Origin of the sequence: Alkalihalobacillus bogoriensis ATCC BAA-922, from assembly GCF_000621445.1 — a bacterium.
Lineage (GTDB): Bacteria > Bacillota > Bacilli > Bacillales > Bacillaceae_F > Bacillus_AO > Bacillus_AO bogoriense.
In genome coordinates this window covers 21,126-42,278 of sequence record NZ_JHYI01000034.1, presented here as the reverse complement: position 1 = coordinate 42,278, position 21,153 = coordinate 21,126, and the positions used below count along the sequence as shown (strand labels likewise).

Here is a 21,153-nt window from a genome sequence, read left to right as displayed (position 1 = left end):
ATCTGGATTGATAGTTTTCTCACGGACATCTGTTCCGCTATTTTTAGAAAAAACATCGATTCACAAAAGTTATCGGACATCTGTTCCGTTACTACTTGAAAAATCGCTGTTTTCGTCACCAAATAGATCAAGTAACGGAACAAATGTCCGAACGGGGGGTGAAAACTTGAGTTTCTGATGAATTAGCGGAATAGATGTCTGTTACAAATAGCAACTTCTGTTTTTTAAATAAAAAAACAATTCCCTTTTCCTATATTTGGTATAAAATGAAAATATCGATAAAGAAGGAGGGAAAGCGCTTGAAGACTAGAAATCTTGTTCTTCTAATACTAGGGGTACTCACTGGTCTTTTTATTATTTTTACAACAACGGTTTTTGGCATTTATTATGTTATTAAAGAAAAAGGACTTGAAATGGTGGTCTCTATTTCGACTGAAGAAAAAATAGAAAGGGATTCATATTCAATTCATCATTCTGTCAGCGAGGACCGTGTGAAGGAAATAGAAGAAGCGTTAGCAAGTATGTTTGAATTAGGAGAAACATGGTTTGGACAAGTAGACATGAATGAAAAACTAATTATTAAAATGGTAAGCAATGATGAAAAGTTGTTAACCGCGAGTCGGACTGGTGAATACGACATCATACAAAATGCCATTAGGATTAATCAAAACTTAAATCAGGAATCTTTTTATGGGACACTAGCACACGAAGTTGCACATGCTTATACACAAGGGTACATATATAACAAAGAAAAAGTAATGATGTCAGATGTTCTCCCGTTATGGTTTATTGAGGGAATCGCGGATACATTTTCTTATCAATTGTATGATCGTTATTACAGTGATTCACCATACGAAGAATGGAATGAGATTGTATCGTTTCATAGCATTCCGAATGAGGCGGTCGGATTTAGCCATTATGAGTTGTCACGTTTTGCTGTGGAACACCTAGTCTCTGAATATGGGATATCAATCATTACCGATATTATCGACGAGACGCTCGAAACAAATGATTTTGAAGCTGTTTTTAATGAGAAGACAGATTATTTGCTATCAGACTATCATGAACTATTTGAATTTGAAGAAGATGAATATGAAACTATTTTAAAGCTACTTGAACAGAAAGAGGATGACAAAGCGGAAAAGGAAATCGTAAAGGTATTGGAAGAAAAACCAGGGTATTTTATGGGGGCATCCTTTTTTTATTCGCAGTATATTTCTATATTAGAAGAACAAAATCGACATGAGGAAGCGTTAGAAGCTGTACAAAAACTATTAAAACATGATTACACCCCAATATCATTATTAAGAGCTTCAAAAATTGCGGTTAATTCCGATAAGGACCTTGCATTAGAATACGGAAAACAAGCTTTACATCGAGCTGAAGTAAGTGGGTATGAGTTGGGGCTGTATCAAAAGTGGTTGAAGGATTTGAGTGAGGAGTAGGGGATTTCGTAACGGACACCAGTTCCGCTAATCATGCAAAATCAATGATTTTTACAACCCGTTCGGACATCTGTTCCGTTACTTACCGAAAATCAAACTGAAAAGTTGAGAATTTCGTAAAGTAGCGGAACGAATGTCCGATAGGTTCGAGAAAACTAGTGTTTTTGGCAATTTAACGGAACAGATGTCCGATACGAATTTCTAACTATATAAACTTGGTAAAACCACAAGCAGTACCAATAAAAGAACAGCAACAAACAAACCTATTCCTACTAAAAGAATCCACCAATGATATTTGTTCTTCATTTGAAAAATGTAATTCCCCAGCCAAAACAAATATAAGAAACCAAGTAAACTAAACATTTTTGGATTAAATGGTGAAATTGCCCCCGCAGAAGGGTTGGAGAACAAAGCGACTGTTACAATCCCTAGTACAACAAAGAAAATAATATTCACAAGATGTATTAAGATTGACCAAGATGTTTTCAAAATACAACCTCCTAATAGTTTTATATATGAGGACTATATTTTAAATCAATATTATTGTAAATATGATAAGTGGCCTAATAATGATGACGGTTTGCTTGCTAAGTGTCATCGTAACGGACATCAGTTCCGCTAATCATGCAAAAACAGTGATTTTTACAACCCGTTCGGACATCAGTTCCGTTATTTGCTAAAAGTCAGTCTGGAAAGTAGAGATTTTCGTGTAATAGCGGAACGGATGTCCGATAGGTTCGAGAAAACTAGTGTTTTTGGCAATTTAGCGGAACAGATGTCCGAACACATGACTTCACGCCGCTTCCCCAGAAAGATACTTGTTCACCTTTGACCCCACATACAAAAAACTAGCAATAATCAAACCGGTAAACAGCCATCCACTAATTTGCAAATAAATAAGCATATAATGATAGCCATCAACACCATAAACGGACAAAAGCCATGCTTTTCCGCCATTTTGGACGACTCCTCGTAACACAAATAATAAGGTAATGCCTTGATATAGCCGATAAAATGTTTTTTGCGAAAATAGTTGAATGCTTTCTTTTTTCGATATACCTTGCAATGCTGCGACATCCGCGGCAAAGTATAGGGCCAATGGTCGCCTAAAGAAAATTGATAGTAGAAACAAACTCGCAAAGACGAAGCCAACATAAACTTGATTCCATAACATCGTTTCGGCGGTGCTAGATATAAGGTTGATAGTTGTTGTAACTAGAAGGGAACTAATAATAAAGAAACCTAGTAAATTAAATTGTCGATATTTTACAAAACGAAATCCGGTGTACACAATGCCTGGGACGGTTGATAAGAGCAGTGCATAATAATCACCAAGTGGTTCGCGTCCATATGTCCAGATGAAATATGGAATGACAAAATAACAAAGAATGTCGAGTAACATCGTTGCTTTCGATTGTTTCATGCTTGTTCACCTTGATAACAATGAATTATCGCCCTTTCAATAAACTTAACAACGTCTTTCTGGAATGGATAGAATCCAAATCAATTGAACTATCTCTTCAAGTATTGAATCATATGTAATGTTGCTAATGCCTGTTCCTCATACAGTCGATGACCTTCTTCACTTTTGGCAGAAGGCGTTAATAAGCCAATTTCATAATAATAACGCACTGTGCGCACAGTTACTCCGTTCAACTTTGCTAATTTACCAATCGTATACAAAAGCATCCCCATCTTTTTTTTGACGTCTCTCTATTATATAATCCTACCGTAACGGAAGATTCAACAAAAGTTAATTAATAAAACTAATTGACGAAACTGACATTTACTAGGATAATAGACCTATACAATAAAATAAAACATATAGGTGGCGAACGAAAGTGGACAAGGAACTTATTCTTCATAAGAAAAATGTACTAGTAGTGAGGTTATTTTGGTTCTCAGTATTGTTAGGAGCCCTAGCTTCCGTTTTAGCGGGTAGTTATCAAGAAACATTTACGATTGCTGTTGTCGGTGGTGGGATTTCAGTTATTGTAACAGTCTTAGTACTAAAGAAGTGGGCGACGGAATATGTTCAGTATATTTCCGCTGTTGGCTTAGCAATTTTAGTTTATTTTTTTGCGATTACAACACCAAATTTAAATTCAATGATTCTTATTTTTTATACGATTGCGATTATTTCTTTGTATCATAATTTTAAATCAATTATTTTTAGTGGCTTATTAGGAATGAGCTTAAGCTTCTTTTTATACACAAACTATCAAGTTGAAGTATTCAGCGGGATGGGGTCAGTTGGCTATATCTTTTTAAATATATTATTCGTTCTTATTATTACGATTTTAGCGTTCCAAACAAAAATGGGTGAAAAGTTGCAGCGTGAAACTGAAGAAAAAGGAAATGCAGCTGTAGCCGTTCAAGAAAATCTTCAAAATGTTGTCGATGAAATTCACCGCTCAGTCGATTCTTTAACGAATGTTGGTGACTCGCTTGACCGCAACATTGCGGAGTCACGTGAAATTTCAAACGAACTTTCCCAAACATTCCAAGAAGTTTCAAGTGGCATATCCTCACAAACAAATAGTGTGAATGATATTAGTGCTTCGATCCAAGAAATTGATTCAAAAGTCACAACGTCGAATGAAAGTTCGAAGCATGTCATTGATTTGGCGAAACAAACGACAGAGCTGACAAGCGAAGGAAATGAAGAAATTAGTCGTTTGAATGTAAAAATTAATCAAGTGAGTGAAACGATAGAACATGTTGGCGATTTAATGAAGGGCTTGCAAGAGCAAAGCAAAAACATCGGGAGTATCCTTTTGCAAATCGGTGAAATCTCAGACCAAACAAATTTACTTGCTTTAAATGCATCGATTGAAGCAGCAAGAGCAGGTGAACACGGAAAAGGCTTTGCCGTTGTTGCAAGTGAGGTAAGAAAGCTAGCGGAAATGACGAGAAGCTCAGCAGACGAAGTCGAACAAATGATTACAGGTATGGTGGAAAAAACAAATCAAGTTTCTTCGTTTGTCGCTGATGGGCAAGCAGAAATGAAAGAAGGCTTGCAGTCTACTGAACGTGCAAATCAAGTATTCACTGGAATTTTACAACAAGCAAAAGAAGTAGAAACACAATCAAAGCAACTAACCGATATGTTGCAATCACTTCAAAAAGATACAAATGTCATTGTAAATGAGTCAGTGTCAATTGCAAATGTCACGGACCAATCAAGTGCCGCGGTTCAGCAAGTTCTAGCCTCTGTTGAACATCAAAATGAGCGAATGGAAACATTGGCATCAAACTTCACAGAGCTAATGACCGTGACCAAACAATTAGAACAAGTTATGACAAAAAAATAATAGAATTCCCCCAATATCCTACTGTGAAAAAAGCAGTAGGATATTCTCATTTATTTGAAATTGAATCGTTTCTATCATTGTTTTAACAGTGTCTCATGTTATATTATTTACGCAATCACAGAAACGAAAAAATGGAGAAGAATGATGACAAAAAAATTCTTGTACGCGTTGCAAATACCAGAAGCAATAGAGCAATCGGAATATGAATGGCTGCTACAACAAGTCTCTGCCAAAAAAAGAGAAAAAGTCGAGCGCTATAGCCATATACAAGATTCCTATCGTAGTTTATTAGGTGAACTCCTTGTGCGCTCATTCATTACTGAACATTACCAAATAAATAATAGCCAAATTTCTTTTACATATAATCAATATGCCAAACCAGAGCTTGCTCTTAATCTCCCGTTTTCTTTTAATCTTTCCCACTCAGGTTGCTGGGTTGTCTGTCTTTGTTCACCACACACACCATCTCCAGTAGGGGTAGATATTGAAAGGATAAAAAACGTCAATCTCGATATCGCTCGGCGCTTTTTTACAAACATAGAATATGAGGATTTAATAAGCCGACATGAATCAGAACGAGTTCCTTATTTTTACACGTTATGGGCGTTAAAAGAAAGTTATATTAAATATACAGGAAAAGGTCTTTCCGAGCCGCTAGATTCATTTTCGTTTCGTATTGATCGTAATCAGATTGAGTTTGAGAGCCATCAAAAAATGGAGGAGAAGCCTTTGTTTTCCTTATATAATCTTGATCCAAACTATAAATTAGCCGCTTGTGCGGAAAACGATCTCCCGAAACATGTAGTGAAGGTAACGTATGATGAATTTAAGTTGAGATACATAATGGAAAGTCGATAGGAGAAACCATCATGGTAGACTGCTCATAAACAATTACGAGGAAGCTTTCGGTATTCTTGTTCCACAAACGGTGAGTTCGGTTGTAACCTTAGAAATATAAAGTAAATCAATGATAAGTAAAACAACACCGCTATAGGAAGGGATTAATGGAACAGCATTGTACGCAAAAGGGAGAGGTGTTCTAAGTATGTTTTCTAATGAACAATTACAAGCCTTAATTAAAGGGGAAATTGTTGGGGATACATATCCCTATGATACAAATAACGAGCAAGAAATTGAAGCCCATATTAGACAGTTATTCTATACAATTAACCGTATTCCAAATCTAGTATGCGAAGCTGAGTGGAATCATTTTGGCAGTGGGTACGCTTCCTTTGTTGAATTTTTTTGTTATCGACAAGAAGATGTTACAGTCGTCGAAGAGAAGTTTGGTTTCAAAGGGGTTGAGACAAATGGAATTATTCTTGATATTTGTCGCTTAGCCCCTGTAGCAATCATGGGCGAAGATGACAGATATAAAAAAATCTGTATTGAAACCAATGAAGTAGTGAGTGGAGCATACGGTACTTTACTTGATGGTGCAAATCGATTAGTTGTTAATGAGAATTTTCAAAGTATGGCAGAACAATTGAAAAAATCATTAATAGAGTTTGGTTATGTACTACTAGAAGCTGAAAAATTAAATCAATCTCTGTCATTTCAAACAAAAATCCCAACAATCTATCGAAAGCCTAATCAGTATAAAGTGATGGATGCCATTTTCTATTGGGAGGATTAAGGCAGATATAGATATAAAATGTCTACAAGAAACGGGAGATTTACTGAACAAAGAAACATTTAGAGGTGTTTGTGTTTCAGTTATTTAGGAGGATAAAGGTGAAATTATGCATTAGCATTTACTGGATTTCTTTATCGGCTTATAGTTTATTAACGAGGGATATGGAGTACTGCTACACACACTATTACTCATTGAAATTCAAGAGAAACGCAAAGTAACAGGGATTTTTGCTTTTGTTTCTTCTGAGTTTGTTTTTTTGTCAGTATAAATGATTTATTAAACTAAACCAGCTAATAGTAAAAAGATTAAAGCTGTCATAACGACAGTTTTAATCTTTTTATATTTTAATGAAATAATACCTCGCTTTATTAGGTAATGTATTTTATAATCAATTTAGGAGGTGGACAAATTTGGAAGTTAATAAAGAAGTTTTAAAAGGTCATATAGATACATTGATACTTTCACTTTTACATAGTAGAGATATGTACGGCTATGAGATAGCGAAATTAGTCCGAGAGAAAAGTGAAGAGCAATTTGAATTGAAGGAAGGTACGCTATACCTTTCATTAAAGCGATTAGAAAAAAATAAATGGATTTCTTCTTACTGGGGTGACGAACAAGGACCAGGAGGAAGAAGAAAATATTATAAACTAACCTCTTTAGGTAAAGAAGGCTTTGAAGAAAAGCGAAAGGAATGGCAATTTGTAAAAAAAATGATCGATTCGTTTATAGAAGGGGAGGAAAAATATGAAACAAATTGAAGCGTTTGTTAATGATGTTTACCATAGTGTTGGTGGAAATAGAGAAGAGATAGAAGAGTTAAAAGCGGAAATGAAAAATCATTTACTAGAAGCTGTTCTTGAGCTGAAGAATGAAGGAAAAACGGAACAACAAGCAATTGATATTGCTATTGAACGATTTGGCGGGGAAAAAGAAATGCGTTCAGTTGTCGAGCAATTATTTCGAACACAAAAAGTATTCGCTAAACGAGTGCTTTATATAGCATTAACATTCTTTGCTCTTACTTCTATTGTTTGTGGGGTTTTATGGATGCTTGATGAAGCACATATGAACGAAAATTTAATTGTTGCTAAAGAAATAATCAATAGGTTAGAAGGGCAAGAGGCCATTTCGGAAAATACGAAAGCAGGAATATTTACCCTAGTTGAAGACAAAAGCCAAATCTTAAATCTTCAAATTTATAAAATGGCTGAGGTTGAAAGGGTTTCAGAAACTGGTTCTGTTTCGTATCATAGGAACGAGTCTATACCAGCTTACGAATATGGAGTTTTCAATTCTCTTAGTAAACCAAATTGGATGTTAATTGATTTGGGTTATTCATTAGGAAGTACGGAATGGTATGTGCAAATGGAATCAGTAACACTTTTTGGTTTTATCCCATTCATTTTTATTGCAGGTCTTGCCATTTATGCAACGTTGTTTACGATTTGGACAACAATTAATGCGTATCATCATAGACGATTACATGCTGGTTGGGTCATTGCCTTTTCTTTATTGAACGTTGTTGGTTATTTGATTTATGTTTTAGCGGGAAAAAGGAAGTAACGGCTTAATAATGGGAATAATAATTTTTAAGGTTATACCGAAGTGAAACCATTCCCTAGACAGTTTATTTCAGGGGATACGCTCACAAGAGATGATTTTCCAAAAGAAACGGGATCGTTTAATATCAAGTTCTAATCATTAAAAGAGTAAATTCGGCATTCAACTAACATGATAATACAAACGAGCAGGAATCTTTAGAAGTACGTTACATCATGCAAAGGGGGATAAATATGGATACCAATGGGCTTATATACGCTGCAAAAATGACTAACGTATTAGCAAAAGAAATTCCAGAAAGTAAATGGGATATCAAACTAGTACAAGAATTAGGGACGTTAAGAAAGTTCTTTAAACATATGGTTCGTGTAAGGGATGTTTATCGTGATGGGTTGAAAACTGGAAATATTCAATTTCCTGGTGTTTTGACATCAGATGAAAAAAGTTTAATAGATGAATTAGAACGAAGTATGGAAGAATTAGTTTTTGAATTTAAACAAACAAAATTTGATTCTATACAAATGGGAACAGAGTACCTATCTATAATGGAATTATTAGCTACGGTAATTCAACATGAGGGTATTCATCAAGGACAATACTATGTTGCACTTAAACAGGCAGGATTTGAATTACCTAAACAGTGGACTCAGGATTGGAGTTTGTAATCCTTAAAAAAATCTTGTGAAAGATAACCTAATTGGGCGTTCCTGTTATAGAGGGAGCGTTTTTTTATTAGGTCAAGTAAATTAATCAAGTGCCTATGTTGTAAATCTTCATTAGTTGGAACTGAACTCTATAACCTTATTTTCGCAGCTCTGGTAGTCCAGTATACTCTCTCGTTTTTACTCTCCGTTTGTTTAGTTAAGTATTTTACATCCGAATTCAATTACTCATTTACTAATTTTATTGAATCATCAATATTAAAAGCAACTTGAACAATTTGTTCTTCTCCATTTTTCTCAAATTTCTTATATTCTTGCATCCCTATTTTTTTTGCTACCTTTTGTGATGGAATATTTTTGACGGTGGTGTATGAAAATACTTTTGGATAATTTAATATCTTAAATGCATAATCTTTACAAGCATTAGCGGCTTCTGTTGCATAGCATTTATTCCAATAGTCTTTTATAATGTGAAATCCTATCTCAGGTACTGTTTCTTTCTCAATAATTTGCATTGTGATTCCACAATCTCCTATGAACTTATCTTCATCTTTTAAAATTACAGCCCATAAACCATGGTTATATCTTTTATAATTATCAATATTCCATTTAATCCACTTTTCCACCTTGTCTTTACTAAATGGTTCAGGATAGAATTGCATAGATTCTGGTTCAGAAAGAACCTTAGATAACGATTCTGTATCTTCTAAGACCAGTTCCCTTAAATACAGTCTCTTCGTTTCAATTATTTTCAAGATTATCATTCCTTATCTACTTTTCGTAAATGTAACATTATATGTTATTTATTGTAACTTATTGGATAAAGGGGTTATTATTTTCTTTTTCTTGTACTAATCTACTCCTTTGGTAACTAATCACTATAATTTCAACATTAATTTCCTTTTCATTGAAAAAATTTCGTTCCTGCCTTATTGCGGAAACGCACTACGTTAGTTCAATAAAAAAATTAAAATATATTTTTTATATCTTCCCAACCATACACAAGCTCAGAAAGTTTTTTCCCTGCAATATCGATTTCAACAGCATCTATTTTTTTTGCACCATGTGCTTCGTAAAAAAGACGAGAAATGTTATCTTTTAACACAAGAACAAGCATTGAATTTAGTCCCATTCCTTTAATTTCATCTACGATTTGTTTTAGAAGTGCTTTTCCAATACCTTTCCCTTGATACTCTTTTAAAATATAAATTGCATATAACTCCCCATCATAGCCATTATATTTACCACTTCTTTCTTTACCTCCAGAAGAAAAGCCAACAATTTCCCCTTCATTGTTTTCTGCTACATATACACCGCTATTAGGAATCTCATTTAACCATACTTGTTCACGTCTTTCATAAGTTAAATTTCTTAAGTAATCGTCGGGAACAATATTTGCATATGTTGTTTTCCAACTGTCAACATGGACTTTACCTATACCTTTAGCATCTGTAGTAACTGCTTTTCTAATTTTAAATAACTCTTTATCCATATATTTTGCCCCTATCTACCAAAATAACTATTATTTTTTTAGTGAACAAACCTGCTCGTTACTTTAATAAGAATCAAAGCTTATGTTAAAAGATGATAAACTTTGCCAAATGGCGAGACCTAAAAAGAAAATGATTATTATCAAAGAGAACCAAGAGTAACCGTTCCATTTATCTATTAATATATTGTGAATAAAGAATAACAAAACACATATCAACGTAACCATACCCACCATTGATAATATAAGAAGAGTTAAATACATAAGCAATCCCCTTTTATGTAACTGTACTATTCCACTGTTCCTATTCATTAACAACCGTACAACCAAAGTCCAATTCTTTACAAAGTCTTTATTAAACAATCCTGCTCCGTTAGCGTAACAAGACAAGTGATAACCTCTTAAATTATCGCACCCGTTTAGCTTAAGTATATCTTTTCACAATCCTAGCTTTAATCAGGAATGCGCACCATAGTGGAAGACCGCTTAGGTAACTCATTCAATTATAATTACTTCTCCGTCCTTTAACGCTATAAAAGGGATTTTATTATTAATCATATATTTGATTGATTTGTCTATATCCTCAGATTCTGGATGGTCCGATTTGTAATGGGGAGCAATTGCATATTCCAAAATATGTAGTCCATCCCAAATAGTATGATATTCTTCCCCATACGGTTTTTGTTCTGGGTCATCAGTTAAATGAATACCTTTTAGCGTCGGTCCAAGGATACAAACGCCAGCACTATACCCTCCATATAGAATGTTCCTATTTTCATTAAAATACTTTTTCATAATTTTATCGAAACCACTTAAATTCATAGCCTGAGCAAGAACGAAAGTATTGCCGCCCCTTACCCAGATAACATCATACTGATCAAGTATTTTCTCTAATCCATCTGGATTATGAAAATACTTTTTCAAATCTAAAATATCCACAGTAAAACCTATTCTTTGAAGGTCTGACACATCAGCTGCATCACTTTGATTCTTTCTTACTAAGTCAGTCGCAAAGTCTAATGCATTGTTGATATAAGCAACTTTTCTGTTGCAGTTTTTCGTGATTTCCATTAATTTTTGTACTTCGTTCCCAATTTTAAAAGATGATAGATAAAATTTCATATTATCCTCCTTTTTTGCTTTATATGTCCGATTATAAAACGATACGCTTTAGCTAACCTGTTCAATTGTTGAAGAAGCGACAGTACTATTCAGCTAAACCTGTTTTAATAAAGGGAAAATTGAAGCAGTCGGTATTTTTCTGTCAGCTAATGTGTGATACATGAAAATCCTTCTATATGTATTCAGCAAACCATTTTAAGAAATACTCTCAATGTAAAACACTAAGAGTGGTAAGAAATAAAATAGGACAACTAAGCCTAAAACTGTGATTGAAAATACCCATACTTTTTTTAGCTTTAGTTGTACAAAAATCGATATTATGACAAGGGTATTAAAAATGGAAATAGCTGTAAACTAAACTTCGAATGTTCTACTTGGGTCTGGTGGGGCAGGATTATATACTCCTCCCAAACCAATAATAGTTGCCAATAGGAATATTAAAACGTGTATGAAAATAACCACAATTTTAAACATCCAATTCTCTCCTTTCATATGTATTAAACTAGCCTACTGGTGTTAGTTTAACATTAATTTCCTTTTCATTACCAAAGAAAAAAGTACTCCTTTTTTGTAGGAGTAAGCCTGTTGCTTTAACAAGAGATTTTCACCTTATCTGCTTGATGTATTTTAACATTTTTTGAGAAGTGAGTACCTGCTTTTTCCAGACAACTTATATTTTTAGCATGTTTATGAATCCAAAATCTAAGAAAAAACGTAAATTATACTAACGATAAATAATTAAATGATTAAGAGATTATTACCGATTGAAAAACTGAAAAAACTTGAAGTGCATTCATAAAATCTTTGTTTAACAAATAAGGGGGGGGATTGAATGAATAGAAAATCAAAGGGAAAAATACTATTTATATTTAGTCTCATCTTTGTTAGTGTTTATCTTATTTTCGTTGTCGATTGGGTTGGATATGAAGAAATAACAGAGAATATATTTGAGCAAAATGAAGTCCAGCTTTATGAAGGGCAAGAATTAACAGGGGTCATTCATAATGTGAAGATGGAAGCCTCTGAAAGACCGTCCATGTATCCAATCTATCTTTATTACGATTTGATAAGTGAAGATATCATAACGGAATCCCCTAATCCAACAGGATTTGGCCTAATTAATGATGAAACTGAAATAATTTTTGAATCAGGGAAAATTACAAGTGAACTTGATGAGTTGTTGAGGTATCTATATTTTGGAATGAGGGTAGAAACGGTTATTTCTATAGAAGAGACATATGAAATTGAAAGAGTAAATAACGTTAACAATCCCCATTTTATTAAGCGTATGTATCTATTTGATGATTCTAAAAATAACGAAGCCGTTAGCAATGTTTTATCTGAACAACAACATAGAGTCACCTTGGTTAGTTTTTTTGACAAGAAAACTGACACACATAGTTTTCTTCAAACGATTAATCGGCTTTATCCAGGTTTGATTGGAGATGTCCAATTTTATGACGTGTTTTATGCGAATACCTTAGCGGTTTTAGAGGAGTATGATATAAAAGAGACGCCAACAGTCGCTGTGTTCGGTACTGATGGACTTCTTTATCAGACGGATGATTCAGAACAATTATATGATTATTTAAGTAAGTTAAGTAATTGATTGTTTTGTAATAACAGAAGAGTTCAGGGAAACCCACCATCGGAGAGAGATAGTAAAAGAACAGTAACGGTAGGAATTGTTTCAGCAACTTGTTTAATTTTTTGTAAGCCAAAGCAATGAGCAAGTTTGGAGAATAAGTCATTACACATTTTAGGATACTAAAATGAGGTGATAATTTTGAAAAAGTACTTTGCTCTACTTTGTGTTGTTATGGTAATGCTGATTGGTAATACCACAGTGAACGCCCAAACAATTAATGAAGCTGATACAGACTTATGTAATACGCTTAAATATGCACTAATAACTAGTCTTAGAGAACCGGTAGATAAAGCAATATTTGAAATTTATAAAGATGACAAAGTTGCACCAGAAGGACTTACATGGGCATCTTATGATACAGAACTACTTAAAATCAAACAAGTATTTGGTGTAGGTGGACTGTACGAGATAACTTTAAAAGTCCATCCTTATTATGATGCTCATAATAGCTATGGAGTAGATGAGATCGTTATAAATACACAAGGCGAATTATTAGGTTATAAGCACGTGAAAACACTCCCCTGAGTTTATTATCTTAACTGGTAATATGTATGTTACTCTAGGACAATACAACGGACCTAGAGTAACATACGTAAGCACAAGAAATAGACAATAGTAAAAGTTTACTTAATCTGCATGTGCGATAGCAGAAATTTCAATAAGCTGCTCTGGGAACGCCAAATAGGTCACTCCGATGAGACTCCCGGCCGGACGGTGTTTTTCTAGGTATTCCTTAAATATGTTGATAACTATTTCAGTATGCGCTTGCGGATTGGTTAGATAGATTTCAACATAGGCGAGATTTGACTTCGTAATACGAAACTCCTCCAATACTCGATCTATGTTATTAAGAGTTTGTCGTGTTTGCGTTTCGATATCTCCCTCACCAATGAAAACACCTTTTTCATTGTGGGAAAATTGCCCCGAAATATAAATCGTACCGTTGACACTATAACCTTGAGAAATACCATGATCCCAAAGGTCATGATTGAAGGTTTTAACATGATTCATCACTATCAATCTCCTTTATTTCAAAGTAAAGCAAGTATAAAATGAAAATAAGTAGAAAAATAGTACGCACTTTTTTGATAGGTACTTCCAGAAAGGATAGTGTCAATATGAGCATGAGTGACTTTAAAGAAAAGGGTAATATCCATGAAACCCCTTTTGGTTATACATTGTCAGTCATTGGTGGTAAATGGAAAATGTTAATTCTTTACCTACTTGCTGAAAATAAAGTAGTTCGTTTTAATGATATGAAAAGAAGGATTGGAGCCATTACCTATAAAACGTTAAGTTCACAACTTAAAGAATTAGAAGCAGCAGGAATGGTCACACGGAAAGAGTATCCGCAAATCCCACCTAAAGTGGAGTATAGTCTCACGCAAAAAGCAGAAACTCTAATCCCGATTTTGGAAAAACTATGTGAGTGGGGAGAGAAAAATCAACAACATTAATAGGATTAACAGGAATGTAAGGCCAGAAAGAATAATTGTGAGTAGTAGCTGTAAAATTAACAATGTTTGTTCGTCCACGAATAAAGACTAATAGGGGTTTTAAAGAAGAGTTTTTTTTGACTTTTTAGGTTTACTAAGGAGCGATTAATATGTATTTGTATCATACAATAATGGAACAAGATAGCCACGTCTATATAAGCCCTGAAATTGTACTAGATGAAGGATTAAACAATAGGACAGTAACGAGATGGTATACAAATGGTGGTAACCTATTTCCTGAAATTACCGACCGTTACAAACCGATAAATTCTCCGAAATGGTTGGATTTTAAAATGGCGTTAGGTGCAGATTTAGTTCCACCAACCAAACCTTATTATCGATTTTCTAATTTTAGCAATAAGATACTAGTTTTCAATGGAGAGTTATCAAGTGATTTATTTGCTTATATTGAGGATGGATATATGGAAGCAGAAGTTGGAGCAGGATATTTTACGGAAGGACTTCCTTCCAAAGAAGATTTAGTAAAACTATATTGGGAAAGTATGTTGACTATTGAAGAATACATAAATCATAAGCCATATAAGAATCCAGAAGTGTTAATATTTGAGACAGTTCCTGCAAAGTTAATTGAATATATAAAATGAACTTATTCAAGTAACGGGATACTCTCTCTCAAGCATCTGTCGCTGAACCTGTTCAACAAATTTGATAGCTTCAAGTAGGAAAAGTTATCTAACCTAATGAAAGAAGTAGGAAAGTGGAAGAAAGATATATTAAAAAGATGATAGGAGAAATACCTTGAAAAAATTTCGTGGTAAGAAAAGATACTTTCGTAATCTGTGGCAGGAAGTTAATACTTGTGATCTAAAGATCGATAATGAATCATGGTTTGACTTTTGGCATGTTCACTTAGATCTATTTGGAGTTGGCGAAAATAGTGTAAAAATTAGAAGAGAACATATTAAAGCCCATGTCACATTATACAATAAGTTATTAAAAGAACTAAAAGGATTTGAAAAACTTTACCAAACATGGATTTGCATTCACGAACAAGACCCAATGTTTGATGCGGTATATGTTCACACACCAAACCCAAATGATGGCTACTCCCCACATAAGGTGGAAGAGTTAGAGTGGGGTTGTGAGTTACCCAATAGTTTAAAGGATTTAATTGACCTTCATCACTTTGATGTTGCCTATTGTAAATCAGAAAATGAAGAAGTCTACTTTATCCAGTCAAAACAACAAGGCATTAAACTGTAAACCATTGTTGATAACTAGAGCTTTTCTGTAATAACAATTTTTATTAGCAAATATAGAAACAAATAAGTGATTTACAAGCATTGTTCAAAAAGTGGGGAGGTTCCGGTAATCAAATGGGAATATTTATCATGATTTTATTAGTATTTTCACTGGTTATTAGTTTTTTCTTATTTCTTATTTATAATGATAAGAAATCTGAAACAGAAATGATTGCTTTTTCAATCCTTTTGGTGTTGACTGGCTTTGTGTTTTATTACATTGACTCGCATGGGATGTTTGGATTTTATATTGGTTTAGGATTAGTGTTAGTAGGATTCTTTTTGGGAAGTATGCGTTTTCTGTTTAAAACCTAACTTAGCGGAATAATGGTGGGGAATTTACAGGTGAATGCATTAAATTTTGAAACTAAGTCAGTGTATTAGCAAAACTAGCAAATATGAAAAAGGTAAGAAGAACAAGTTCTTCTTACCTTTTCCTGTGATTTGATTTGTGTTTTACTGTTTCCCCTTCACATCTAACCATGTTAAGAGAAAAATACGGTCAGCAATTATTGATCTCCACTCCAAAAACTAAAATTGTTCCGTCTCATTCCTATCGTGAGTAGAAGTCGCAACCGCCTTATCTCTCACTACTAAGCTATAAAACATTGGAATGAGAAGCAATGTTAAAAACATCGAAACAAGTAACCCTCCAATAATTCCGATAGCCATTGGAGAAAACAGATCACTGCCGAGTAAAGCTAATGGGATTAACCCGATAACAGTTGTTGTTGTACTTAGCATAATCGGACGTAATCGCTTTTGGGCTGCTTCTTTGCATGCGGTTGGAACGGTTGCTCCTTGAAGGCGTTCTTTGTTAATCGCATCAATTAAGACGATCGCATTGTTAACGACTATTCCAAATAAGCTGACGATTCCTAAAAGCCCAGTAAACGATAATGGCTCTTTTGCAATATATAAACCTGTAATCGCACCAATACTCGCCATTGGAATCACAAGTAAAATAATAAACGGCTGTAAGAAAGAGTTGAACTGGATGACTAATACAAGGAATATCGCAAGAATCGCAAACACTCCCATAGCGAGCACGTCACTAAAATTATCGTTCATGCTTTCTTGTTCTCCTGCATACGTCACGACGACGTCTCCTAAATCGAGGTCTTTAATCGCGTCTTGCAATTCAGTTTGAATGTTTACCGAGCTATAACCTGAGCGGACATCACTAGAAACTGTCACGTAAAGATCTTGATTATACTTGTTAATTTCAGGCATTGTTTCAACCATTTGAACGGCTGCCACTTCTTGTAATTCAACTTTTTCACCAGTAAATGTCCGGAGCTGTAGCTGTTCGAGGTCTTTTACCGTATTCACATTTGCATCCATTGTCACGTTGTAATCACTACGAGTTAATTGATCCGATTCAGTAAACGTCGTAATGACACGCCCGCCTAGAGCTAAGCCAATTTCATTTTGAATATCAAAATTTGTGATTCCTTTTTCTCCGGCTTTGTTTAAGTCGACATCAATATCGAATTGTTCAATCGGATCGACTTGAGTTGAATCAACATTAATCGTACCTTCAATTGTGAGCAGTTCATCTTCAATCACTTGACTTACCCTGGCTATTTCAGAAAGGTCATCGCCTGAAACTCGAATCGTAATCGGAGCACCAACTGGGTCCCCTTGCTCTAGTTCTTTAATGGTTGCGGTTCCTTTTGTAAGTCGCTCATCAAATAAATCTTGCACATAATCAGTGAATTCTCCGTTACCTTTAAATCGGTCACTATTTTCTAAATTAAGCGTGACTAAAACTTGAGCATAATCCAATGATTTAACACTTGGCCACATCGTATCCCAAAACTTCGGTAATCCGTCACCGACCGATAATGTGTAGGAAAGAACTTCTGGTTGTTCTAACAAAAGCTGTGTGACTTCTTCAGAGAACTCCTCCGTTTTCTCGATATCACCGTATTCATTAGACTGGAGGTCAATATAGACGAGATTTTTGTCAGCTTTTGGGAAAAACTGTAATCCTAAATTTGTGGATAGAAACACAGTCCCACCTAATAAGAATAGTAACACAAGCACTGTTGATTTTTTGTAATGCATTGTTATATTCAATAAAAAATCTAACACTTTTCTTCCTAAAGATTGCTTTTCTTGCTTTTTCGCTTCGCTTAAAAAAATATACGACAATGTTGGTGTTAAGGTAACAGCGATAATATAAGAGAGTAATAATGAAACGATAATAATAATCGGAATGCTGTAAATATATTCGCCGACGATACTATTAATCATCGCTAATGGAATAAAAGCAACAACGGTTGTTAATGTTGAAGTGAAGACAGGAACGGCCACTTCCCTTGTTCCATCGACACACGCTTTTAAACGTTCAACTTTGTTTTCTAATTGAGCTTGAATCGCATTCGTAACGACAATCGCATTGTCAACGAACATACCAAGCGCCATAATGAGTGCAACGATTGAAACTTGGTGAAACGGAATGCCAAGTAGATTCATCGCTAATATCGTAAGTAACACAACAACCGGAATCGTTGTAGAAATGATGATGGAGTTTCGAATCCCTAGACTTAGCGTAGCAAGTAAGATGACGAGTCCCATTCCGATTAATAAGTTTCGAATGAAATTAGTAATGGAGCTCTCCACATCTTCGTGCTGTAATAGCACATTGTTCGTCTCAACGGTTGAAGGGAGCTCAGAAATAAATTGGTTCATCTCTTCTTCGATTTGTTTGCCAAGGCTGACAATATTGCCATTTTCACTAAAATACAGTGCAAAAAGAACGGCATCTTTATTATCATGTTTAATTTTATGGTCGATTTGTTGTTCGGTAAATGTGACTTCAGCTATGTCACGGAGGAGGGTAACATCTTCAGAATCGAGCGAATATTCGATAACCGTATTTTTGATATCGTCTATTGAGTCATAGGCACTTCCGGCAGTAACACTTAAGACGGACTCATCATTAGAAGTAAGGGTCCCAAGTGGAAGTTCGATGTTTTGTGCTTGGATGAGGGTGGCTAAATCAGTTAATGTTAGCTGGTGATCGTTTAATTTTTCAAGATTAGGCTTAATTTGTACTTCATTAGGACGGTCACCATGAATGTCAATTTTCGCTACACCTGGGAAATAGTCAAGATGTGCTTTTAAATCCTCCGCATAACGGACAAGGTCTTCATGGGACTCTTGCTCGCCAGAGAAACTGAGGATAATCCCAGCAGTTCTTGATGTTTCTGTATTAATTTGATAGATTTCTGCTCCTTCTGGGAAGGACCGCTCTACTTCATTCATATCATTTCGTAAGTCATTCCATACTTTATCGATATCAACACCATAGTTCAACTCCAATGTAACAGTTGCAATCCCAGCACTTGAAACAGACCTTGAATATTGATAGTCTTCCATTTCGGTCATTTTTTCTTCAATTTTACTCGTGACTTGTTTTTCCATATCCTCTGGTGAAGCGCCAGGATAAATCGCTGTAACCATAGCGATCGGAGCTTCGATTTTGGGTGCCTCTTGCTTAGGAGAAGTATAGTAACTGTATACGCCAAACAATGTTAAGACGAGAATCGTTAGCAATGTAATTTTTTTATACGCAATCGCTCGGGTAATCATGCTTTTTAGCAATGAAATTCACTCCTCAAAATAGTTAAATAGAAATGATTTAGAGAACACCTTACTAAATTTCTGTATATTTCCCATCAAAAATAAAATAGATTTGTGATTTAATTCGTTCATAAAGCTCTTCAGTCGTACATTCAGAGCGATAAATGTAAAAAATAAACTGAGTTAAGACAACACTGTAAACAGCATAAGCCGCCTCTTTTTCAGCAAAAGAATGGTGGAGTAGCTGTTCTTTTTTTAATTGCTGAAACATCGCTTCTGTCTTATCGATAAATCGATCATCCATTTGAAACATGCCATCTAATAATGTTTTCTCTGATTTAGGATTACTAGTTGCTGCACCGAGAAGTTCCTGCCACACTTCTTTTTGGACAAGCTTAATGACTTGTAAATAACGAGAGACAAGAGTGAGTACACAATCTATAACAGAATTTGGTTTTAAATGACCTACTAAAGACATAGGAATGTCAGTTTCATCTAACACTAGTTCATCCGACATGATTGTGATAAATATATCCGCTTTAGACTGAAAGTAATTGTACACCGTGCCAACTCCGACATTGGCTTTTTCAGCAATTTCATCAATGGTCGTTTGTGCATAGCCTTTTGTCAGAAAGACGTTCTTTGATGCGGATAAAATGGAATGGCGAGTTTCTTTCTTTTTTCGTTCCCTTAATGTCAATGGTTTCACCTCGTTTTGACTTATTTATGATTAATTTTATAGCGGATGAAAGGATATAAAAATCAAATCAACCCCTTTAATTCTTTATTTAGATAAAGTAAGTGAACTAGCTCATTTACGAGCATGCTCACTTACTATAAATGAGTACTCAAAAAAAGGATAGGTACTTTATTCCTTCTTTTTAGAAAAAAATGTTAGTTTATGCAATTCGGTTTATAATGACGACTAGTAAATTGTTCATCATCCAATAGTTTTAAGTGCAAAATGTAAATGTTTTTTCAGATGTAAAGGAAATGTTATTTTATTGTATATATCTTTAAATAGGCTTTTCTTTAGCGCTTTTATGTTATAAGTTATTTTTAGTAAAAAAATGAAAAAACAAATCAAAATAGAAAAATAAATGATTTGTTTTTTTTTGTGTGCCATCATCTTTATTCATCATTTGCATGAAATGTTAATTTAAAAGTATGGAGAGTCTGTGGAAAAGGAGAGTCGCTAAATGGAAAAGACAAAACTATTTTGTTTTCCTTTTGCTGGTGGAAGTAGTTTAGCTTATAACCCGTGGCGGAAGGAAGTAATACCATCAATTGATCTAATTCCTGTGGAGTTGTCCGGTCGAGGTGTTCGTAATCAGGAACAATTGTATCCGAGTTTACAAACGGCGGTTGATGATTTGTTCGCGCAAATTTCACCTCAAATTGTCCATTCAGAATATGCACTATTTGGACATAGTATGGGGAGTTGGATTGTGTATGAGCTAGTAAAAAAAATTCAAAACGAAAACATCAAGCTGCCAGAACATGTGTTTTTTTCAGGGAAAGAAGCTCCACATGTGAAAAAAGAGCGGTTCTACACCGATGGTTTGGACGACAAACAACTCATTGAGCATATTCGGCCTTATGGTGGGATTCCCGATGCTTTCTTAGATTCAGAGGAATTTATGTCTGGCTATTTGCGAATATTACGCGCTGACTTACAACTCATTGAACAATATGAACCGACTACGGTTGAAAAGGTAATGTGTCCGATATCCGTTTTAAATGGGATTGATGATGACCTTGATTTAGCTGATTTATTGGCATGGGAGTCACTCACAACAGAATCATGTCGAATATATCACTTTAATGGAGGACACTTTTTTATACGCGAACAAATGAAACAAGTCATTGACACGATAAACGATACGTTAAAAAAACGCACACCACATGTACTGATGTAATCAGAT

The 21,153-nt window shown here is 34.7% G+C and carries 24 protein-coding genes; 15 read left to right on the top strand and 9 right to left on the bottom strand.

The window, feature by feature from the left end; genetic code table 11:
- Positions 1-299: 299 nt before the first annotated feature.
- Entirely contained in the window at positions 300-1,445 is a 1,146-nt protein-coding gene (locus T323_RS0113300) for a tetratricopeptide repeat protein (RefSeq protein WP_026673734.1), read from the top strand.
- Positions 1,446-1,646: 201 nt separating this feature from the next.
- Here the strand turns inward: T323_RS0113300 and T323_RS0113295 are convergent, their stop codons facing one another.
- The 3 genes from T323_RS0113295 to T323_RS28435 form a co-directional block, all read right to left on the bottom strand.
- Positions 1,647-1,934 (bottom strand): hypothetical protein, encoded by a 288-nt coding sequence (locus tag T323_RS0113295; RefSeq protein ID WP_026673733.1) that lies wholly within the window; start codon positions 1,932-1,934, stop codon positions 1,647-1,649.
- A gap of 304 nt (positions 1,935-2,238) precedes the next feature.
- Positions 2,239-2,868, bottom strand: a complete 630-nt coding sequence (locus T323_RS26690; protein WP_035178651.1) for a VC0807 family protein — start codon at positions 2,866-2,868, stop codon at positions 2,239-2,241.
- 89 nt (positions 2,869-2,957) lie between these two features.
- On the bottom strand, positions 2,958-3,128 hold the full coding sequence (locus tag T323_RS28435) for a MerR family transcriptional regulator (protein ID WP_084309275.1): 171 nt from the start codon (positions 3,126-3,128) through the stop codon (positions 2,958-2,960).
- Between the two features lie 158 nt (positions 3,129-3,286).
- Between T323_RS28435 and T323_RS0113280 the strand changes: the two genes are divergently transcribed.
- The 7 genes from T323_RS0113280 to T323_RS0113255 all read left to right on the top strand — a co-directional run bounded on the left by T323_RS0113280 (position 3,287) and on the right by T323_RS0113255 (position 8,623).
- Entirely contained in the window at positions 3,287-4,759 is a 1,473-nt protein-coding gene (locus T323_RS0113280; protein ID WP_026673731.1) for a methyl-accepting chemotaxis protein, read from the top strand.
- Between the two features lie 144 nt (positions 4,760-4,903).
- Positions 4,904-5,617: a 4'-phosphopantetheinyl transferase family protein gene (locus T323_RS0113275; protein WP_026673730.1), complete on the top strand. Its 714-nt coding sequence runs from the start codon at positions 4,904-4,906 to the stop codon at positions 5,615-5,617.
- A 187-nt stretch (positions 5,618-5,804) separates the two neighbouring features.
- Positions 5,805-6,395, top strand: coding sequence for a hypothetical protein (locus T323_RS0113270; RefSeq protein ID WP_026673729.1), 591 nt, complete (start codon positions 5,805-5,807; stop codon positions 6,393-6,395).
- Positions 6,396-6,543: 148 nt separating this feature from the next.
- On the top strand, positions 6,544-6,663 hold the full coding sequence (locus T323_RS29765; RefSeq protein WP_373279336.1) for a DUF3953 domain-containing protein: 120 nt from the start codon (positions 6,544-6,546) through the stop codon (positions 6,661-6,663).
- Between the two features lie 142 nt (positions 6,664-6,805).
- The gene (locus T323_RS0113265) at positions 6,806-7,156 is read left to right on the top strand and encodes a PadR family transcriptional regulator (RefSeq protein WP_026673728.1); all 351 of its coding nucleotides are present in this window, start codon (positions 6,806-6,808) and stop codon (positions 7,154-7,156) included.
- Entirely contained in the window at positions 7,143-7,961 is an 819-nt protein-coding gene (locus tag T323_RS28865; protein ID WP_026673727.1) for a permease prefix domain 1-containing protein, read from the top strand. Before T323_RS0113265 ends, T323_RS28865 begins: the two co-directional genes overlap by 14 nt.
- A gap of 230 nt (positions 7,962-8,191) precedes the next feature.
- Positions 8,192-8,623, top strand: a complete 432-nt coding sequence (locus tag T323_RS0113255) for a DinB family protein (protein WP_026673726.1) — start codon at positions 8,192-8,194, stop codon at positions 8,621-8,623.
- Positions 8,624-8,844: 221 nt separating this feature from the next.
- Here T323_RS0113255 and T323_RS0113250 read toward each other — a convergent pair whose 3' ends face one another.
- From T323_RS0113250 to T323_RS0113235, 3 genes are all read right to left on the bottom strand, one after another.
- Positions 8,845-9,375 (bottom strand): GNAT family N-acetyltransferase, encoded by a 531-nt coding sequence (locus T323_RS0113250; RefSeq protein ID WP_026673725.1) that lies wholly within the window; start codon positions 9,373-9,375, stop codon positions 8,845-8,847.
- Between the two features lie 212 nt (positions 9,376-9,587).
- On the bottom strand, positions 9,588-10,112 hold the full coding sequence (locus T323_RS0113245) for a GNAT family N-acetyltransferase (RefSeq protein WP_026673724.1): 525 nt from the start codon (positions 10,110-10,112) through the stop codon (positions 9,588-9,590).
- Positions 10,113-10,604: 492 nt separating this feature from the next.
- Positions 10,605-11,231 (bottom strand): Type 1 glutamine amidotransferase-like domain-containing protein, encoded by a 627-nt coding sequence (locus T323_RS0113235; protein WP_026673722.1) that lies wholly within the window; start codon positions 11,229-11,231, stop codon positions 10,605-10,607.
- A gap of 832 nt (positions 11,232-12,063) precedes the next feature.
- Between T323_RS0113235 and T323_RS0113225 the strand changes: the two genes are divergently transcribed.
- On the top strand, positions 12,064-12,840 hold the full coding sequence (locus tag T323_RS0113225) for a hypothetical protein (protein WP_026673721.1): 777 nt from the start codon (positions 12,064-12,066) through the stop codon (positions 12,838-12,840).
- 168 nt (positions 12,841-13,008) lie between these two features.
- Complete coding sequence (locus T323_RS0113220; protein WP_245613727.1) at positions 13,009-13,404, top strand: DUF3888 domain-containing protein; 396 nt, start codon at positions 13,009-13,011, stop codon at positions 13,402-13,404.
- A gap of 102 nt (positions 13,405-13,506) precedes the next feature.
- Here T323_RS0113220 and T323_RS0113215 read toward each other — a convergent pair whose 3' ends face one another.
- Positions 13,507-13,890 (bottom strand): RidA family protein, encoded by a 384-nt coding sequence (locus tag T323_RS0113215; protein ID WP_026673719.1) that lies wholly within the window; start codon positions 13,888-13,890, stop codon positions 13,507-13,509.
- Between the two features lie 107 nt (positions 13,891-13,997).
- On the opposite strand from T323_RS0113215, the gene T323_RS0113210 reads away from it, so the two are divergent.
- From T323_RS0113210 to T323_RS0113195, 4 genes are all read left to right on the top strand, one after another.
- Positions 13,998-14,336 (top strand): winged helix-turn-helix transcriptional regulator, encoded by a 339-nt coding sequence (locus T323_RS0113210; protein WP_026673718.1) that lies wholly within the window; start codon positions 13,998-14,000, stop codon positions 14,334-14,336.
- A gap of 149 nt (positions 14,337-14,485) precedes the next feature.
- Positions 14,486-14,980, top strand: a complete 495-nt coding sequence (locus T323_RS0113205; RefSeq protein ID WP_026673717.1) for a hypothetical protein — start codon at positions 14,486-14,488, stop codon at positions 14,978-14,980.
- A gap of 154 nt (positions 14,981-15,134) precedes the next feature.
- Positions 15,135-15,599, top strand: coding sequence for a hypothetical protein (locus tag T323_RS0113200; RefSeq protein WP_026673716.1), 465 nt, complete (start codon positions 15,135-15,137; stop codon positions 15,597-15,599).
- Between the two features lie 113 nt (positions 15,600-15,712).
- Positions 15,713-15,952: a hypothetical protein gene (locus tag T323_RS0113195; protein WP_026673715.1), complete on the top strand. Its 240-nt coding sequence runs from the start codon at positions 15,713-15,715 to the stop codon at positions 15,950-15,952.
- 216 nt (positions 15,953-16,168) lie between these two features.
- Here the strand turns inward: T323_RS0113195 and T323_RS26685 are convergent, their stop codons facing one another.
- A complete protein-coding gene (locus T323_RS26685) occupies positions 16,169-19,249 on the bottom strand; it encodes an efflux RND transporter permease subunit (protein WP_051556522.1) in 3,081 nt (1,026 codons plus the stop codon).
- A 52-nt stretch (positions 19,250-19,301) separates the two neighbouring features.
- Entirely contained in the window at positions 19,302-19,928 is a 627-nt protein-coding gene (locus T323_RS0113185; protein WP_026673714.1) for a TetR/AcrR family transcriptional regulator, read from the bottom strand.
- Between the two features lie 499 nt (positions 19,929-20,427).
- Between T323_RS0113185 and T323_RS0113175 the strand changes: the two genes are divergently transcribed.
- Positions 20,428-21,147, top strand: coding sequence for a thioesterase II family protein (locus T323_RS0113175; RefSeq protein WP_026673712.1), 720 nt, complete (start codon positions 20,428-20,430; stop codon positions 21,145-21,147).
- The last annotated feature ends 6 nt before the right edge of the window (positions 21,148-21,153 follow it).

Coding starts and splice junctions, on each gene's coding strand:
- T323_RS0113205 (WP_026673717.1), top strand. CDS start 14,486: ATGTATTTGTATCATACAATAATGGAACAAGATAGCCACGTCTATATA.
- T323_RS0113245 (WP_026673724.1), bottom strand. CDS start 10,112: ATGGATAAAGAGTTATTTAAAATTAGAAAAGCAGTTACTACAGATGCT.
- T323_RS0113215 (WP_026673719.1), bottom strand. CDS start 13,890: ATGAATCATGTTAAAACCTTCAATCATGACCTTTGGGATCATGGTATT.
- T323_RS28865 (WP_026673727.1), top strand. CDS start 7,143: ATGAAACAAATTGAAGCGTTTGTTAATGATGTTTACCATAGTGTTGGT.
- T323_RS26690 (WP_035178651.1), bottom strand. CDS start 2,868: ATGAAACAATCGAAAGCAACGATGTTACTCGACATTCTTTGTTATTTT.
- T323_RS0113235 (WP_026673722.1), bottom strand. CDS start 11,231: ATGAAATTTTATCTATCATCTTTTAAAATTGGGAACGAAGTACAAAAA.
- T323_RS0113270 (WP_026673729.1), top strand. CDS start 5,805: ATGTTTTCTAATGAACAATTACAAGCCTTAATTAAAGGGGAAATTGTT.
- T323_RS0113225 (WP_026673721.1), top strand. CDS start 12,064: ATGAATAGAAAATCAAAGGGAAAAATACTATTTATATTTAGTCTCATC.
- T323_RS0113255 (WP_026673726.1), top strand. CDS start 8,192: ATGGATACCAATGGGCTTATATACGCTGCAAAAATGACTAACGTATTA.
- T323_RS0113210 (WP_026673718.1), top strand. CDS start 13,998: ATGAGCATGAGTGACTTTAAAGAAAAGGGTAATATCCATGAAACCCCT.
- T323_RS0113175 (WP_026673712.1), top strand. CDS start 20,428: ATGGAAAAGACAAAACTATTTTGTTTTCCTTTTGCTGGTGGAAGTAGT.
- T323_RS0113275 (WP_026673730.1), top strand. CDS start 4,904: ATGACAAAAAAATTCTTGTACGCGTTGCAAATACCAGAAGCAATAGAG.
- T323_RS0113195 (WP_026673715.1), top strand. CDS start 15,713: ATGGGAATATTTATCATGATTTTATTAGTATTTTCACTGGTTATTAGT.